The organism is Legionella sp. MW5194 (genome assembly GCF_016864235.1).
Taxonomy (GTDB): Bacteria; Pseudomonadota; Gammaproteobacteria; order Legionellales; family Legionellaceae; genus Legionella_C.
The window spans coordinates 1,358,233-1,379,141 of sequence record NZ_CP045732.1 but is presented as its reverse complement, the minus strand read 5'-3'; the positions used below and the strand labels follow the sequence as shown (position 1 = coordinate 1,379,141).

Sequence of the window (20,909 nt, the reverse complement as noted above, 5' to 3'; positions counted from 1 at the left end):
GTTGAAATGGAAACGATGATCAGCACTAATATGATCATCAATAAATCCGCCACGGAAATGGGCAAAATTTGGATTATCTAAACGTGATTCTGGTATACGGTTTATCGCTCGTCCCCCGTTTGCCAGGAGTTGCCAGTAGGCTTGTAAATCAGGGCTACCAGGGAATTGGCAAGCCATACCAACAATTGCTATCTGCTCGCTCTTTTTTTCAGTTAACTGAATTGGAGCTTGTTTTGACACTAGAGTAGGTAAGGAAATATCCGACAATGCAGCATCCAATTTTTCCAAGGAGTTATGTTTCAATAAGATTTCCGGCGCTAAATCTTTTTGTAATAAAGCTTCTATTCTTTTTAGAATGCTCACCACAAGCACTGAATCAATCCCGTAACTCTCGAAAGGAAGCGATGGGTCAAGATCTTCTTCAGTCAAACCAACTACTTCAATAAAAATTTGTTTCAGTGCTGGCATGAGTGCCGAATGATTCACTAACAATGGTTCTGGTAGTGATTGATAAACTAGTTTTTCCTTACTTGGTAATACCAAAGCAGGAACATTTGGATTAGCCAAAACGGTTGTCAGAACTGAAAACCACTGTTCATTACTAAATATCCCAAGACCTAAACGCTGATAATGTTTGTTTTGGTTAATCTTTGCTGCACTTTTTTCCCATGCTGGCCAAATAACCGAGATGACTTCTCCATCCTGGTATTGTTCAGCCAGTGCATTTAATGCCCTATTTCCCAAGCTGTATTCTAATACCCCACTAGCTAAAGTTGGATAAACACTTGATACTGAAGAAAACAGCACGCACTTATCATAATCAAGTTTACTCAGGGTAGAGAGCAAGCGTTTACCCGCATGCAACTTAGTCATGAGCATATCCGAAAGAGATGAGATATCTAGACAGTCATTATCCGACAAGCCCTTTGGTGTTATTCCCGCACAATGTAAAACGTAGCCAATGGAATGCCCATTTTGCAGTACTACATCCAACCAGTGTTCAAACTGATCAGAATTGTCCAGTGGGCTTAGGTAATAATAGACGGTACAACCTTTTGATCTTAATCTGGTAATTAATTTTATGATATCAGCCGTTTTATCAGTACTATGATTCGCCAAATAATGAGACCACAAATGTTCCTGTGGTACGTTGGTGCGACCACAAAGTACCAGATATTTAGCCCCCTGAGTAACTAACCATTCTGCACATGCGGCTCCTAGACCACTGGTTCCACCAGTAACAATATGTAATTTTTCAGAAGCTATGGGTAGAGATTGGAAATCCCGATGCTCTAAGTCCTGAAGCATCCATACCATACGCTCCCCATTTTGATAACGTATGCGTTGATAATCTATTAACGCAGAGATTTCATTATTTAAGTGCCTGCGTGCCTGGTCTCCATGTAGATCCATTGAGACACTAACCGCTTTAAATCCATGCCGTAAATTACTTTGACATTGTAAATAATAAGCTATCATTTGGGCATCAATGCCCTCTTCAAAGACAGTTAACTGCACCAGTTTTTTAACTTTCTTAGTCACAATCAAATATTGCAGCAAGCTTAAATGATCCTGCAAAGAGCATAAATCGGTTAAGCAATCGACAACACACTCAACCTCATTTACCTTTAAATCATCGGTGTTTACAAACTCGCCTTGATAATTTTGCCAACTATTATTTCCTTTCCAGAGATAGATAGATTGAGGTGATATTCCCCATGACAAACAGTTTTTTTGAGTATTGCTATCTGTTAACACCAAAAGAGAAGGTTGTTTAGAAGTACTATGGAGTAAAGGTTCTGGTTCAAAGTTAAAACTGCTATACGCTAAATCTTGAACTAATTTCGTTTTACCCTTTGATAATTGGAATGATCTGGCGGCAAATTGATAGCCAGGCAAATCAGCAATCATCGGAACTTTTGTGCTAAAAATAGGGTTAAAATCACCATGTTTTCCCTCTAGAAACTCTCGAGATAAGCCAATCATTTCAGGGGTTGCTGCTGGATGTGAAGAGGCACTAAGCTGCCCATTTTCCAATGCCTGTATTAGTTGTTGGGTATTGGAAGCAAACACCGCTACTCTTTCTTTAAGATGCGTACGCCCTAGTGCAAGAGTATAAGCAAGCTGATAAAGGTTAAAGTGATTTTCATTACTTAACCACTGGGTGATAACCGCAATATTCCTCTGAAGTGCCTCTTTACTTTTGGCACTAAAAAGAAATAAATAGGGGCCTTGGGGAACCTCTACAATGGGTTGAGACGGATAGTTGGTGAGAATCACATGGGCATTACTTCCCCCTGCCCCAAAACTGGATATTCCAGCATAGGCATTTCCGGTTTCAGCCTCTTTCCATGATTGCAAACAATCGCTCACTTGCATGCCAACTGGCAATTTAATTTCCGGATTCAATGGCTGCGCATGTAATGAAGGAAATAGTTGTCTCCTCTGCATTTGCAAAACGACTTTTGCTATACCCGCCAAACCAGCGGCTGCTTCGAGATGGCCATAATTTGACTTCAATGAACCGATGAACACAGAGGTGTTGGTATCGAATAGTTGGCCAAGACCATTAATTTCAACAGGGTCACCTAATCGAGTACCCGTCCCATGACATTCCACATAGCTTATTTGATGTGCCTGGATTGAAGCATCCTTAAGAGCATCCTCAATCACTTTTGCTTGCATAGAGGCATGAGGGACTGTGTAACCTGAGGTTCGACCATTATGGTTAATAGCCGATCCTTTAATGACGGCAAATATAGTATTACTGTCCCGCTTGGCCGCAGATAATGGTTTCAATAAAATACTGACAACTCCTTCACTAGGAACATAGCCATCAGCCTTGTCACCAAATGCAGCACAATACCCCGCTTGTGACAGCATATTCCGATGCAACAATTCCTGATATTTATAGTCATGCGTAATAAGGTTTACCCCACCAACTAAAGCCAAATCTACTTGCCCTTGCCGTAGAGATTGGCAGGCCAAATAAACAGCAGTCAGTGATGAAGAACACATGGTGTCCAGACATAAACTCGGTCCTGTCAAATTAAAAACACTGGATATACGATTCGCAATACTGGCATTGGTTGAGTTGGCAAGAACTGGCTTAGATTGTTCCAGACTTAGCTCAAGGCCATTTAACTGATAATCATTATTCATTGCACCGATGTAAACGGATACCGCTTTGGGCTTACCATCAACAGCAATACCTGCACTCTCAAAACAATGCCAGGCATTTTGCAGCATCAGGCGTTCTTGAGGGCTCATAATAAATGCGTCGTTAGGAGCAATATTAAAAAATAAGGCATCAAACTGATTCGCATCCTTTAGTCTTGCAGCGTAGGGATATACCCAATTGTCATCATAAGTTACACAATCTTTACCGGAACTTAGAGTGTCAGCCATCATCCGAAGGTTGCTAGCTTCGGGTAAGTGAACTGCCATACCTATGATGGCGATGTCTTCGTGCATTTCCTTATGATCAGGGAAGGTTTCTCCGGTTTTTTCAATAGGGATGTCTTTGGGAACACCAATACCGGAGAGATAAACCGCTAAATCTTGAAAATTGGTATAGTCTATTAACAGGGTCTTTGCCAGATTACCGAAGTGGACTTCTAAATCCATGATAAGGTCCAGCCCCATCAATGAGTCAATGCCCAACTCACCAAAAGTCTCAATTGAACTTAATCGCTCAATAGTCGTTTCCAGGCGATGAGCGAATACCGAGTAAATGAGTGCCAAGGTATCATTTTCAAACTCTTGCTTAGGGGTTGATTGCACTTCCTTAGCCATTGAAGACTCAATAATCGTAGCATGCAAACCTTCAATGACTATGCAAAGTTGCTGGTAGTCATTCCATACCGCAATATCAAAAAGCAGCTCTCCACGTTGATGACTAACTACAAAAAACTTCCCAGTTGTAATTGGCTGATAAAAAGAAATGGCATCCGCATGACTTGGTACCGATAAGTCATCACTGCGCATCAATGTAAAACAGGCTATGGTTTGTAAAGCACAATCTAATACATAGGGGTTGATATCCCAGGATTCAACATGTTCAATGGTATAAATTTCTGCCACTGCGAATTGCTCATTACAACTTAAATGCACCATATTTTGCAAAGAACGCTCATAGCAAATGCCGCATTCTTTGAAACGTTGATATAACTTAGCGGTTGATATTTCTTTTTCAAGAGGATGACATGGGAAATGACTTAATTCAGGAAATCCCTCTGATATCTGTTCAATCCTGGCGCGGAAAAAAATGTCCTGATTATCAGATTCCAGGAATATCATTCCCTCTGAGATACGGATGTGGACTGTTTGTTGAGCATCCGTCGTTTTAATCAGCGGCTTAGACCATTTAATCTGGCTTAGATAGCACGGTACTGAAGAGACTGCTTGCTGGGCTACCGCTAAACTGGCTACTGCCGGAAGAATAGCTTGTCCATTCACTTGATGTCCTGCAAAATAACCGGAGTTATTATCCAGGTTAATCGTATGGGACTGTTTCCAGTAGCAATAATGTTTTTGTTGTGAGTTTGGCTGCTTCGCCAATAGTTGCGGTTCGTTATGGATTTTTTTAATCACCACATGCGCATTGGTGCCAGAAAAACCAAAGGAGCTGATGCCGGCATAAGGTTTATTCTCAGGCCAATACATTAGTTCATCTACTGGCTTAAATGGTATCTGATGAAAGTCAATATGAGTATTGGACGGTTTACAATTCAAGGTAGGTGGAATTTTATGAGTATACGCCGCCAGAACCATTTTAATAAAACCTGCCATACCTGCTGCATGAATAGCATGCCCGATATTTGATTTCACACTGCCAATGGCTATCGCGCCTACTGGCAAGTTTGCATCGCGGAATGACTCCGTTAAGGCATACACCTCTATGGGATCACCTAAGTGTGTTCCAGTACCATGTGCCTCAATGGCTGCGACTTTGGATAAATCGATGTGCTCTGATCTATAAAGCTGTTTAATTAATTGTGTTTGTGCATCACCATTGGGTGCAGTAATTCCATTTGACAATCCATCTTGATTCAGGGCACTGGCCGAAATACAAGCATAAATCCTATCTCCATCCGCTTGAGCTTGCGAATAGGATTTTAACAAGACACAAGCCACCCCTTCTCCAGGAACAAAACCATTCGCTTGATCAGAAAAAGCATTGCAAGCATGGTCTGGAGATAACATGGAAGCATTGTCGGCACCCTCGATAAAACTCTCATCCAGCATCAAAAAGACCCCACCAGCAATTGCCAGCGAACACGATCCATTCCGAATACTTTCTGCAGCATGATGCAAAGCAACCAGTGAGGATGAACAAGCGGTATCAAATACAATGGCAGGGCCATGCAAATCATAGTGATAAGCTACTCGACCAGCAATCACCGACGGCGCATTGCCCCAAAAACTTTGTGGGGGTATTTTATCTTTTGCATGTTGGCGATAGCTACTTTGGCATGCCCCGACATACACACCGCACTGTTCCTTACATAATCGATCGCGATCATAATTGGCATCTAGTAAACAATCATCAACTACCGTCAAAAATAATCGCTGTTGGGGATCCATAGCATTGGCTTCGGTTTCAGAGAGATGGAAATAAGCGGGATCAAACTCAAATATATCGCTTAACCAACCAGCCCACCGCTCCTTTTTAAAAGACAAGTTCCCTCTATGGTTTCTAGCCTCTATCGCATTAACACCTTCACACAAGTTTTGCCAAAACTGCATCACATTTTCAGCTTTAGGAAACATTCCCGCCATACCAATGATGGCGATATCTTGAGGATGACTTTTTGCTTTTTCTTGATTAGTATTAAATCCTGTTAAATGCGCCAAACATCTCCCTTGTTCATCCCATAGACTGGCACCAGTAGTATCCGCACAAAGCATATGAGCACTATCAAGATTCAATACGTTCAAACCAATGCGTTCAATGTATTGAGGTAAAGTGGGTTGGCTATTGTTGCCTATGTGAACATCCTGACAATGCATGGGACCATGTAGTAACCCTGCTATTTTGGCAGTCATATTGGAAGCTGGAGATAAGGTGGCAGTCAATTTACCCTTATCCAGCTGATAGCTATCTGATAAATAATAAATTCTACCTAAATGATGTTTGTCCGAATCCGTAAAATTCCCCTGCTGCATTGGAAGAGTAGGGTCAGGAGAGAATGGCAATGCTTTCAGTTCCTCTTGCGAGAAATGCAATACACAACTCAGTAATAATTCCTGGCTACTATCGGCATGAATTAAATGAATAGAGCACCGACCTTGCTCATCACAATCCAGTTGTAAACGAACTTCATAATCCTCCCTATCCGCAATCAAAGGACGATGGATACTTAGTTGCTCAAGATGAAGATAGGCCGCTGGATAAGTAGGAAAGGCTTTCAATATCATCATTAAATAGTTATCTAAGGGGAGTATCATACGCCCACTCACCCGATGCTCTCGCCAGAAGATATTCTTTTGTGGAGAAAGTTGATATTGGCGTTTTATCTTATTCATAAACCGACTCTCCAAGGAAGACATCCTCAACCAACTCTAATTCGGATGGCTTATCCTCTTTAATCTTTCCAGAAATCAATTGATGTAAAGCTTGTAAGGTTGGATACGAAAAGATGGTAGACGCTTTTAAAGAAAGGCCATATTGGGCATTCAGTTTTGCGATAAAGCTAACCCCGGTAATCGAGTCTAAACCCAGTTCTGCCAAAGGCCTCGATTCATCAATCGGTTGTGTGGGCAGCATTTGCAAACTGGTACGTAATAACTCTTTTAATGTTTCCATAAAGGCATTGTGGCTTACCTTAGATGAATTAGCTGTTGATGAACGCGCAGCTTGCTTTACTTTTTGAGCAAGCAATACCACCTGATTGCCATGATGATCATACAAGGGATTCGCACTTTCAAATCCCGCCAGTTTGAGGTTACGAAGCCAACTATTTTTCTCCAATAAGGGGCAGTGAGAAAATGATGCATGGGTTTTTCTCTCACGCCATAGTTCAAACATCCCAAAGATGAAGTTTAACGCCAACTGCTGCTTTGTTCCTTCATTAATTATCAACCTGCCGCCGGGTGTTAAAATGCGGTTTATATGATGCAAGCTATCGTTTAAATTATTAGCCAAGTGCAGAACATTCGAAGCTATCACCACATCATAACTATGCGAAGACAAGGCACTCAACTCATTGATGTTTATAAACTGAGTTTGTAATGGGAACGGCAGCCGAGAAGCTAAGGCCTCCCCCTTTGCCAGAAAGTATGGTGACACATCGGAATAACAGTACTGAATGGACAGATCCGCTAAATAGTTGCTAATAGCCTCAGTAGTTGCCCCTAAGCCAGCCCCTAGTTCCAATATTCGTATTGGTCGCTCAATATCCATTAAATTTTCTTGCAGATAAGAACCAATGGCCTCATTACATGCAGTGGATTCCGGTAAGTTGCTGTAAACCTTTTCCAATAAAAGACTGCCTTCCGGACTAAATAGTATCTCATTGGCACTCATACTTCCTTCCATCAATCCAGGGTAATGCTGAAAGCAATAATGACAAAGTTCATATAAAGCCTGATAGGCAGGATCCTCTTGACTATTTTGTTGGTATTGCAGATTTAAATCATGTTTAACGAGTACCTCAGAAGACAACTGCTCCTTTAAATAATCAAAGAGTTTCAGATTGTTATAAGGTTGTTGTTTAAACGAGTGTATATAGCTACTCACTAATGCATTCGCCCTATCATAACCGGTCAATGGTGCAGGAAAGCTTTGGCTTTGAGCAGGTTCACATCGAGGTTGAATAATCATTTGTGTTGCCTTGCCCTCTAATGCCAGCTCCATCCATTTTAACCCCATATCGGTCGGGATAGGTTCATAGCCCAGTGCTCTCGCCTGATTCAGATGATAGGGGTTGCTCACCGCCCCCACGTCCTGCCAAATACTCCAATTTAACAAGCGAAGGTCATACTCTGGAGCCTGAAAATTCAAGTGGGCATAGGCATCAAAAAACTTACTGGCTGCAGCATAATTCGCTTGTCCAGCAAGACAAGCGAAACTCTGCACTGATGAAAACAACACGACCTTTCGACATTGCAATTTTTCACAACATTGTTTAACTGCTGAGATAGAGGCTTGTTTTGTAACAAATACCCGTTTAAAAGATGATAAAGACATATTAGCAACCGATGCATCCTCTAGTTGCATAACACAGTTGAAGATAGCATCTAAACGATTATATTTTTCTTCGATGTAACGTATCGCCAAAGTTACTTCATTGGGACTCGTCACATCCACAGGCAAATAATCGATGGCATCAGGATATTTTTTTAAGAGTGGATGATCATTCTCTGCAAATGACTTTCTACCAATGACTATTAATTTCGCGGCATATCGCTGTACTAAATAATCACACAAGCAGCTACCAATCCCGCCAAAGCCTCCCATTACCATTATCGTGGAAGCTGGCTGTATAAAAGGTCCATTGGACTGATATGTACTTTTCGCTAAGACATATTGATAACATTGGCCATCCTGAACATATAGGGTTTGATAGGAACGATGGAAATTAACTATTAAGGATGGAATGTCACTATTGTCGTGACAATAAATTTGGCATTTCCAAGTTGGATGTTCTTTACTTAAGGATTCAAATAAACCGACTACGGCAGATCCCATGGGTGTTATATTACCTATCTCTTTACAAGCAATAAAAACCTGGATAGTCAAAGGCTTGGTTTGAAAATTGATTGCCAGCTTCTGTGCCAACAAAAATATTTCATCAATTGCTTCACAAGCAACTTCATTCAATATGAGAATGACACGGTCTAGAGTACTATTCATAAAGGATGGATTAAGTTCTTCACCCAACCTAACTACCGACATGGTATTAGCTATGTCTAATTCTCTCATTGGCATAACAGAATCAGCCTGTATGACTAATAGCTGTTCTCCCTCAATTCGATGATAAACGATTGACGTATCGCAAGATTGTCGTTGTTGTTGATAAAAGACTTCGATTTGTTGCTCTGCAAACCAATAGCAAGTCTTAGCAAATGGATAAAATGGTCGCTTGACAGCTCCGCTAGTATTTAAGCTAGTCTGAGGAGCTTGCAAGATTGCATGCACGTTCACTCCACCAAAACCAAAGGAGTTAATACCCGCAGTCAATGGAGCATCAGGATGATGACGCCATTCCTGATTTTCAGTGTTTATTTTAAGACATGAATTGTCTAATGAAATTTGTGGGTTTAACTTGTTAAAGCCCGCCTGACCTGGAATCAATTGCTTCTGCATCATAAGTAAAACTTTGATTACCGAAGCTAATCCAGACGCGGGTTCTAAATGACCAATATTAGCCTTTAATGATCCAAAATGAATAACCTGCTCTGCCCCTTTAAAGAAGGATTGCATCCCATTGATTTCGATGGGATCACCAATTGGTGTACCTGTACCATGGGTTTCAATATAGGATATTTGACTTTTATCAATATTCGCGTAGACCCTCTCATAGAGCTGCCTATGTGCTTTTGAACTGGGAGAGGTCAAGGTATTGGCTTTTCCTCCATGGTTCACTGCACTCTGCAACATCAAGGCGTGAATGGTATTATTCTCAGCTAATGCAGTGGCTGCTGCTTGCAGAATAACAACAACCACTCCCTCACCACGTACATAACCATCCGCTTGCTCATCAAAAGGAGTGCACCGCTTTTTCTCAGATAACATGCCTGAATCAGTAAATGATTCAAAAAAAGTATCGGCAAGGAGTAAGTTCACTCCACAAACAATGGCCGTCTCACATTCCCCGTTTAATATAGAGTGCGATGCTTTATGAAGCGCATATAATCCGCTGGAACAAGCCGTATCAATGGATTCGCTTGGCCCGTGCAGATCAAAAAAATAGGAAATTCGATTGGCAAACAAACAATGTACTGACCCCAATGGAATATAAGGATTATCACAGTGATGCTTTACTAACTGGCTGTAATAATCAAATGTCGAAGCACCGACAAACACGCCTGTATTGCTTCCTTTTAGTGTGGAGGGTTCAATCCCACTATGTTCAAGCGCATGCCATACGGTTTGTAATAGCAAACGTTGCTGGGGATCCATCACCTTTGCCTCTATTGGAGAAAGGTTAAAAAATGCTGCATCAAAACATTCTACACTATCAATAAAAGCTGCATCATGTGTTTTCATCCATGCTTTTCTAAACGCAGGTGTCTTTGTTACTATCTGTTTCTTATCGATCAGAATTTGCCAAAAATCGTTTAAATCCTCACAACCTGGCAACAAGGCATGGTAACCAACAATGGCTATCTGCGACCGGGATTGAGGTTCATTTTGTGAAATGGGTAATTTTTCTAATGGATGAATTTGAAAAGTATCCAAAAACTCACCAACCGTCTGGTAATCATAGAATGAAGCCGCAGTAAGTGATTCATTGACTACCCCATTCAAACGCACAGCCAGTTCCGATAAGGTAATGGAGTTGTAGCCTAAATCACCAAAACTTTTACTGCGGTCAATAGGAAGGGTTTGCTCAATAATCTCAGCTATTATTTGTTCAATCATATTACTATCAGCTATCCTGGAATTGAAAGGAGACACCGTGTCAGCTGGCAGCGCCAAATCGGTGCTTGATGGAGTTTCTGGTTTGTTTACTAATGATGCTATTAAACGATCCTTGCTTCCTTTAACACCAACAACTTGAGAGGCGTCACAAGAAAGGGTCTGTGATAATAGGTTTATTCCTTCTTGTGCACTCAATCCTTCCATACCCCATTCCTGCATCATACGGACTTGTATGTTCTTCGGAATACTCATACCTGCCGTTGTCCAGAACGGACTATTCAAGGCAATGGTTTTACCATAACGTTTTCCTGAAAGACGTGCATATTCCCGTTGATGAGCGAAGGAATCAAGGTAAGCATTTGCTGCTGCATAATGAGCTTGTCCCGGGTTAGACAGAATAGAAGCATAAGAAGACAATAAGAGAAAGAAATCCAGCTTTTCCGAGGACAATAAATTATCAAGGTGAATCAGTCCCTCGATTTTTACTCGCATCACTGCATCAATATCTGAAGCATCTAAATTGCAAAGCAGCTTGTCCTGCTGCCATCCTGCAGCATGAATGATCCCATGAATAGCACCATATTGTTGTTTAAACCAACTAATCGCCTTCGCCAGCTGTTCTTGATCACAGACATCCACTTGTTGATAATCGATAGCATGGGCAGCAAGCCATGAGGATTGATCCTTAGCCTCCCTACGTCCCAGTAGTAATATTTTTGCCTGGTAGTGTTCTGCAAGATAGGCAGCAATGTGCTTCGCTATTCCCCCTACTCCGCCAGTTATGATGTAATGTCCCTCGGTTTTAAAGAGGCAGGATGATTTATCTGGCTTTATGGTCTGATAGTGACGAGACAATAACTGGTCTGATGAATTAACCATGACCATGCCCGATAAATGAGGAGAATATGGTAAGTTCCCAATATCATTCCCATTATCAAGATCCAGTACATAAAGCAAATAATTAAACCAGCTATATTCAGCAGTTAAGGTCTGTAAAAATCCATTCCAGGCATGAGCGAAGGCTTGATTACTCTTATTTATCATAAAGACAGCAATGTATTTATGACGCCTATAGATATCAATATCGCGTTTCATCTGTAGCATGCAATGCTTCAGCTGCTTATAATCCAGGATCTCCATTTGGGAATAAGGAACGCTGCTTTGGGAGAGCGTACTCGCATTGGGAATGACTAACCCTTGCCATGTTGGTTGTAAATAACTTAATTGACTTCTTGAAACAACCTGTTGAAGATGAATAGGTACCATGCGAAAAGCATGAATTGCCGTGATGACTCTCTGATTTTCATCAAACAAAGTGATATGGTATTGCACTTGGTTAACACTGTTTTCAATGGTTTCACAAAATACTTGAAACGATTTAGGCCACGGTCGATACAACCTGAGTTGCTGAATAGACTGAGGGATATACACTTGATTGGCGGGCAGTTCTCTTTGCAGTACTGAAACACACTGTAAAACCGAGTCAAACAATCTTGGGTCAAGGGTATAATTTTCATCCACTTCATCACTATTAAGCTGGATGCTTGCTAGACAACATTGCTTGTTTTGATCGAGCAATAGGCTTTTAATACCTTGGAATGCCGGCCCATGAAACCATCCCTTTTCACGAAAGGTTTGATAAATTGACGCAACCGGGTAAGCGTGAACACAGTCCTTCATTTTATCATTGAGAGTTAATTCCATTAGCTCTATTCGCTGAGCAATAAGCCTGGAATGAGGTTTTATATTATCTAAACTGATTTTAAGCTGATTACCTCTGGTTTCATGATTCAGCTTGATTTCAACTGTATCCTCTTCCTGTTCGCAGAAAATAGGCGATAACCACTGTATATCATCCAACTGCAAAACCTGGCTGTTCAATTTACTAAAGGCAAACTGTGCCATATGGTAGACATGAGCTACCCCAGGAAGTATGGGGATTCCAAATAATTGGTGCTGACTAAAATAATACTCTTGCCTATTAAGGAAAATTGATTGCGTCTTTGGCTCAGTATACCAATAACGGGTTTTGGCGAAGGGATAAAGAGTAGTTACCCCTTTTGGTTGATTGACGTAATCGCTAAGGATTACATGGCCATTACTTCCACCAGCACCAAAAGAACTCAAACCACATAAACGAGAGCCAGGTGCAACTGACCACTGTTCTTTGCTCTGTAAGACGCGTAATTTATTTTGATCAAAGTTACAATAAGGATTCAACGGTAAAGAATGCGCATTGCCATAAAGGCAATTATTTCGATATTGCAAAATAACTTTAACAAGCCCCGCAAATCCAGCGCATGCCTCACTATGTCCCATATTACTTTTGACAGATGAAATACTAAGTGGATGAGTAAACACTGAGGACAAGGCTTTCGTTTCAATCGGATCGCCTAATTTTGTTGCGGTGCCATGGGTTTCAACAAAACACACTTGTTCATGCTTGATATTGCCTTTCGTTAAAGCCTTTTGAATAACCTCTTCTTGCAAATGAACATTGGGTACTGTATATCCATGCGTTTTACCACCAGAATTAAGCGCCGTCGCTTTAATCACCGCATGAATATAATCACCCTCTTCTATCGCCTGTGACAGCCTTTTTAGACAAAGCACCACTATCCCTTCAGCATAAACAAAACCATCTCCATTCTCAGCAAAACTATTGTTTTGATCAGTGGGTGAAAGCATTCTAAGATCACTTAACTCCACCATTTGACGAGGATGTACAATGAGATTAGCGGCACCCGCCAAAGCAATATCCGTTTCACCAGATAATAATGATTGGCAAGCCAGGTGTAGCGCCGTTAAAGAAGATGAACATGCAGTGTCTACTGTCAGGCTGGGTCCATGTAAATTTAATGCATAAGAAATTCTATTTGCAGCAGACCAATAACTACAGGCTGAATTGGCATGAGATTGATTTTGCCACTCGTAACACCAGCTATAATAGTTGCCGCTTAAGCCAACAAAAACACCAATTTGATTCTTATCATGGATAGGTAAGCATCCTCCCTCCTCTAAAGCATGATAGGCATTTTGTAATAACAATCGCTCTTGGGGATCAATTAACCGAGCCTCACGTGGAGAAATAGTAAAGAAAGCAGCATCAAAACAATCAATGTCTTCCAGAAAGCTTCCCTTGCTTGCATAGATATGCCCTGGCATAGGCTCTTTATGGAAATAGTCTTTTTGCGCCCAACGGCTAACAGGCACTTCGGAAAAAGCAGTTCCTCCTGCTTCCAGCATGGCTTCAAAAGTCTCATAACCACTATGAGGTAACTTATAGCTTAAGCCAATAATCGCGATATCCTGTTCAGCAACTGGCGCCACAGCCTTTTCACCAGTTCTTTCCTCTTGTTGATGCTGTGACACCCCCAAATAACTGGCAAGCGTGGCTACACTGTGATCAGCAAATAAATCGGCAATACTCAGACTATTAAAATGAGGACGTAACTTTTGGTATAAATCGCTTAAACTTAAAGAATCAAACCCCAGTTCAGACAGATTTGCTGATGCAGAAATCCCATTTGAATCAATATGCAGGGTGGCAGCAATCCTGCTCTTTAAATCCTCCATAGTGAATCCATTAGGTAATGAGCAAGAAGGATTGAGTTCTTTCGTGCTGTTTTCCTGAAGCATGGTAGCCACAAAAACTTGTTGCTGGGGATTAAGACTATGAAGAGGGCTAGCTATCGTTTTTATTTGGGTAAGTCCAACCTCTTTAAGGAGTTCCAACCAGGAAAATGAGCATAATAAAGGCGAACCTTGGATACGATATTGACTATCTTGCGTTTTCCACCACCCTTCAAAAAGACCAAAAATGGCAGTGGTATAAGGCGTCTTTTCAATTAATTCATTAACTAACAAAGTCCCTTGATCGTTTAGGCAGCGTTTTAATTTTTGTAAGGTTTCGACGATAGATGGCGTGGCATGAATAACATTAGTAGCGATAATTACATCGAATTGATTTTCAAAGGGATGCCCACTTTTTATATCATCAATATTTAGCGCACAAAAGTTCATATTTGCGTATGGAGAAGATAATCTGCTTCGTGCTTTATTAACCAGTGCCTGTGAAATATCGGTAAAAGTATATTCAACCTGATCCTGCGGCTTTAGCTGAGACAATAGCTCTACAGTAGTCGCCCCACTTCCTGCCCCAACCTCTAAAATACGCAACGTTCTATTCTGATCAATAAGGATTCTTAACTCTCTTGCCAAAGCAACATTGGCAAAATCTGCACTGCTATGTCCTTTATAAAACGATTCTACCAACTCGGTCTGGCCAGATGGAAAAATAACTTGATGGGCAGGAATACTTTGATTCATTATCTGCCTATATTGGTTGATTACCGTATCAAATAAACTGAGTCTTCCGCGATAATCACTTGCCAATAGCAGTTGCCTCAACCTAAGTATTTCCTTTTGGTAATTCTCAACATCATGTAATGACAATTCTCTTTCTTGCCATAGTTTCTTTAACTCAGCGTACAATAATTGGAAATGGCCGTGAAAGGATTCCGTAGCATGGCATAATTGGCAAAACACACTTAAGATGACGTAATCTGCGAGATAATTATCGAGATTATCACTAAGCTTACTCACCAATAGGTCATCATAGTCAATTTTTGTGATAATGGCTTCAGGGACATTATGCGCTATCTGACATGCAAGTTGACTCATCAGGTCATCAAAGCGAATCGGTCGCATCTGGTATTGGCTTAAGTATTGGCTGTAATCATTTCTAGCGGCCAAACCAATTCCATCAATAACTCCCAAATAACTAAGCGTTTTTCTGAGATGGGGGCTTTGACGTAATAAAGTCGACTTGATTAATGACTCGTAACAATAGATGCTCCCTCCCAGGTTAGGAAGGTACGCTTGAATCGAAGCAAAAACATGTATCGCTTTAACAGAACTTGTTAATTGATCAGAGGCAAGCCAGGCATTAGCATCCCAACGTTCTTTCAGTACACCTTGTAACTCTTCAGCAGTCATTTGCACAAACAATTGGTCATTAGTGGCAATCGCAAGATGAAATAAAGCATCAATCGGTTGTTTTTCAGATAAAGAGTGCAATTGGTGGAGCCATTGATGAGTATTACTGATATCACATTGAACATAATTTATTTGTGGCGACTCAATGCGCTCTTTTACCGTAGTTGATAATTCCGACCATGCTTTTCTGCCAACCAAGGTAACCGTTGCCTCGTAATTCTCACAAAGAAAATGACATAACTCCAGACCTAAGCCGCCAGTGCCACCGGTAATGACATAGTGGCCTTTTGTCTCGAAGGCTTCTGACTTGGTATTTGGCTTAAGTTCTACTAAAGAATGATGATATTGATGCCCATAAGTATCAAAACAGCAGATTGCTGAATCACCAAACTCTAAAGAAATTGCCTTACCCAGTAACTCGGCATGTTGTAAAAAGAGTTTATCGGAATGAGAGATGGATAAAACTGGTTTGTTATTTTCATTTATCAGCTGGTGTAAATTTGATAACAACTGTTGATAATGAGTTAATCCTATCTTCTCCTCGAATTGAATTTGCTTAATGTTCTTGGCTAAGGAATTGGTTTTATAATGATGACAGACGGTATAGAGCGATGCCTCGGATTGTTTCATAGGAATAATTCCCTTACGATAGAAAGGAATGTCTTGATAATCTTTATCCCAACGTGCATCAATACCGCGCAGCCAGCAAAATTGCAACAAACGGGTATGGTCAATTGTTGAGGAACTGTTCTGATTAGTCGACACTAATTGGATGATACAGGATTCATTAAGGTGGATAAGACAATGACCATTCTCATCATTACTATCCTGATTATTCATATGCTGAACTTTTAGTTCAGCCAGTCTGGACAACTGGTTATAGTCTATGGATTTAATCCGACTTACCAATCGACTTGATAAAAATGCCTGGATCCCTTCATCACCATTTAAAATAGAAAGTGCATCCGTCAAAGAACAAATCTCTTGTTTAAACAAGGCTATCCACTCTCGGTATTGCCATGGGAATGCTTGTAAACTCTCCTCTTCCGCAGCTTGTAAGGACCATTTTTGCGTTAACTGAACACGCAGCCACAGCAACTGCAATACTAAGCTTGCTGTTTGCACTGGCATAATGGAGTGCTGAAGACAATCTAGCATTGAAGGGTTATTCGATGCATGAGCAAATGCTTTGAAGGTATGCTGATATTGATAAATAGACTGACATTGTTTAATAAATTGTGAAAACTGATCGTCAGGTAATTGAGGTAGATCAGACAATTCCTTAATGTATTTATCCAATGCTCGGAAAGACCAATAATCCTGATTATTCAAACGAATCACTGTTCCCTCATTTGGGGAAAATTTTAAAGCGAACTGGCATGCTGTACCGTAGGCCTCGATTAAAATAGGTTCGGGTAAATAGTTCAGGCAAAGAGTATATAATTCTAAACAGATAGCTTCGTTAGCAAAATCTAATTCGATACAGTACTCATTTTCGGGTGTGTCTTGCCATTCGCTTAAATCACCATTTGGCATTAGCCAAAGCATCGCTCTCTCTTCTGGTAAATGTCGTTGTTGTAATTGGGAAAGGGCAAAATGTGTTACGAAATTGTCATGATGCTGATAGTGTTGCCTCAACTGGGTTTTAAGAAGCAGCAACTGATCTTTATCTTTTGCAGCAAGTAACAGTGGTAATTTTCTATCAAGCGATATGTTAATGTCTGGTGAAGTAACGCGCTCCAGAATAGCATGACCATTGCTACCTCCAAAACCAAAAGAACTCACTGCGACATGTCGATGCGGATAGTCCAACATCGTCTCATTAATCTTCAGATTGGCCGGCATAAGGAGATTAGCTTGCCCTGTCATAAGATGTGGAGGTATTTGTTGATGCTGTAAAACAAGAATGCCCTTAAGCATCCCTAACAAACCAGCTCCAGCCTCCAAATGGCCTAAATTGGCCTTGATACTACCGATGAAAACATTTGGATAATGTCGTTGAATCGCCTCTAATTCGATAGGATCACCCAAACTTGTTCCCGTACCGTGCGTTTCAACATAGTTCAGATCAAGTGATGCAACCATTTCCTTTGTTCTAGCTAATAAATCAGATTGGACCTCAACACTGGGAGCAGTCATACTGGGTGTTGTACCATTATGGTTGCTACAAATACCAATAATTTTTGCCATTGGTTTAAGATGCAGTTGATTGGCCAGACTTTGTCGTGTCAGTAAAAGACATACCGCACCTTCCAATGGGATGTAACCATCTGCGTTCATCGCAAAAGTATGACAGCTGCCAGAACGTGATATCATTCCGGCTTGCTTAAAACTGTGATAACGATGCTTGCTGCCAATATGGTTTACACCTACCACAAATACCCAGTCACATACTCCCGCTTCGAGGCTAAGGCAGGCATCCTGGACAGCAATTAAGGAAGAAGCACAAGCCGCATTAACCGTTTTACTCGATCCTGTAAAATTGAAAAAATGGGAGGCTTTATTAGCAATGGAGGCTTCGCAATGATTTAAAAAAAAACGACTATCCACCTGGACACCATCTTCAATCATACGATGTAAGTGATCAACAGACATTACCCCGGCAAACACTCCTGTGTTAAAAGATTGCAAGATTTCTGCTGAAAGATTGACAGACTTTATTGCTTTATCAATCACATGAATCGCAAGATATTGCTGTGGATCAACTTGCGATAGTTCTGATGAAGAAATTCCATATTGATTGACAAATCCCCAATCATTTAACAAATTAGCATTGGTTAACGATAATTCTTCACAGCGTTGGCGATGCTGGTTGGAAGTTAAATGCATTCCTCGTTTTTGACACAATGCTTCCCAAAGAGCGTCCAGTGTATGAATCGAAGGCAATTCAACACTGGCTGCAACTACAACACAAGGGTCTGTAACATCAACTACTTCAGAATGGGGTGTTGTTCTGTCCATTACTACTTACATCCTCAAGGAGGGGCACTTGAGGGATATCCAATATTTCCTGAGTACCGGTGTCACGAAAAATTCTTAATTGTTCGACAAAGTTAACTTCCTTGAGCAATGTGTCAGCAGATTTTAAAAACATCTTAGCGATATAGTAACGCCCTTCCGCCGTGTTTTTATCAATCTTAAGCAATTTAGGATTAAATTCACTAAACCGCGGTAAACTTTCTACAATACTTGGATCTATGGTGTACGATGTATCCCCATTAATAGCTGCTGAACAAATAGCATAGCGAAGATACGCATAGAGTTTAGCCAATTGATAGGTTGCCTCATCACGTGGACTGACACCTTGATTGATATACGCCATTAAGAAAAATGCTTCTTCAATGGGATTCAGGCGAAGAAAATTGGCGATAGTGGCCACATCAATAAGCGGTTGACCTACCCTAGTGAACTCCCAGTCAATCAATTTAAACTGATGTCGTTTAGCACTATAAAGAATATTCCAGGGATTAACATCAAAATGACAAATAACTTGCTTAATATCTTTCCTCAACACTGGATCAATCTGACGAATAAGAGAGATAGCCCATTTAAACTCCGCTAAGAAAGGCATAGTTTCAGACTGTCTCAGGACAGTATCAACCATTTCATCGAATTTATCTTTTTTGAAGAAACAGGTGATTCTAGGTTGTGGTGCACTATGAAATGTTCTTAATGCTGCCGCCAGTTCAGCTAGATGAGACGGTTTACGCTGGATTAACCAGCTCATGTCATTTTCAACAAACTCACTAATTTGAACTCCATTGGCAAAATCAACACGCTCTACAAGGGGACCTACGCCTTGTAGACTGGCAAGACTGTTAACCACACACTCTGGAATGAATGAAACATCACCATTTGCCACCACTTTAATCACAAACTTGTGTAAGCCTGTATCAAGGAAAAAATTCTGACAAAATGGAGATAATCCACCTGATAGTAGCCCCAAGGTCCCTCTTGGGTTAGGCATAAAGCATACTAAAGCATTCCATAATCTTCGACCTATATCCTCGGATTTAGCTAAAGCCATAACACTTTTTTGAGTAAAGGTTTGCTCCTGACTTTGTAGGGAACGAACCATCGCCGCCCAATCTCGACTCACCAATTTTAATTTAGCGAGTTCAATAGGAGATAGTAGGTTAAAAATCTTATTCCAAACAATATGTGGTAAGGGTAAATAATGCAGTTGTGCTCGAGGTGCCTTTTCCAACAAAATGACCTGTTTGAAGTGGTAATCATTTATTGTAAGCATGGCTTGCTTGATTAGCATAATGCTAATGAAATAACGACCGGCATCACTTCCTCTGTCAACAACACCATGTTGGTCAGGACGATACTGATTAAATGCTGGAATAGATTTGATTTCCATCATTCGTACCTGTTCAGGATTCTTGATATTTGCTGCAAAACTAATCGCAAAGCGTAGAAGAGCAAGCTGTTTCATCAAATTAAAATGCTTCATTTGCTCTTCAGATGGTTTTTCCCCAATATATTTCTCTAGCAAAATATCACTTTGACTAGCACTCAAACGCAAGGTCGATACAATGGTGGCCAAATCTAATAAAGCGTCATTAACACCGGCACATTCCCAATCGATAAAGAAAATATTATCCTGTTGCGCTAACAAATTATTAGGATTGATATCATTATGGCAGAGGGCATCCTCTCTAGTCAGAGTAGCAAAATAATTAAGCTGCTCAAGGGCATAAGCTAACAAATAAAACTCTGAATACTTCTGAAACATGGTTTCAAGCTGACTACGCCTTAAAGATATCAGAGTGGAGCTTTCAACCTCCGTGGGGCGTTTTAATTTTGGCCCTTGATGTATCTTTCTGAGTTTAGCGGCTAAATCCTCTAACTGGTTTGTATTGGGATTTCTCAATAAGTTTGGATCATTGTCAACAAACCGCATGATAAAAATGCCAGAAGCAAAATCAAAATATTCTATTTTGGGGGCAACACCTGCCTCAGAAAAAAATAATGAAGTCAGAATTTCATGATGACTTTCACTGCCATGATTAATTTGACGAATAACAAAACTTTCTTTCCCAGTGTTTACCTTATAACTTGCCGCCCATGGAGAGCATCCTGCAGTTAGACGTACAATCGATACGGAATCTGTTTTTTTTGATAACACCTTCAACACATGTGGCATCAGCTGGTCAACAGGAACCTCATCGTCACAATTTACTGTAAGATTTTGAGCCTCAAAGGGAAAGTTGTTCCATGCTCGATTAACTTTACTAAGTTGTGCCTTGCTGTCTTTATCGAGAAATCTGGTAATATTATTGACAACGCTTAAGGGGAGTTGATAAGAAAAGAACAT

General features: G+C 40.7%; 3 protein-coding genes (1 of these 3 running past the window's edge). All 3 read right to left on the bottom strand.

Annotated features, from left to right (window positions below):
• Tightly spaced (each overlapping or abutting the next), the 3 genes in view from GH742_RS06455 to GH742_RS06445 form a layout consistent with a single transcriptional unit that may run on beyond the window.
• A protein-coding gene (locus GH742_RS06455; RefSeq protein WP_203456609.1) for a beta-ketoacyl synthase N-terminal-like domain-containing protein crosses the window boundary here: on the bottom strand, positions 1 to 6,528 show its 5' portion. Its footprint begins 1,104 nt before the window's first position; only the first 6,528 of its 7,632 coding nucleotides appear in the window; it begins with the start codon at positions 6,526 to 6,528; its stop codon lies beyond the left edge, outside the window.
• Positions 6,521 to 18,547 (bottom strand): SDR family NAD(P)-dependent oxidoreductase, encoded by a 12,027-nt coding sequence (locus tag GH742_RS06450; protein ID WP_203456608.1) that lies wholly within the window; start codon positions 18,545 to 18,547, stop codon positions 6,521 to 6,523. The genes GH742_RS06455 and GH742_RS06450 overlap by 8 nt, the downstream gene beginning before the upstream one ends.
• Positions 18,522 to 20,909: a phosphotransferase gene (locus GH742_RS06445; RefSeq protein ID WP_203456607.1), complete on the bottom strand. Its 2,388-nt coding sequence runs from the start codon at positions 20,907 to 20,909 to the stop codon at positions 18,522 to 18,524. The genes GH742_RS06450 and GH742_RS06445 overlap by 26 nt, the downstream gene beginning before the upstream one ends.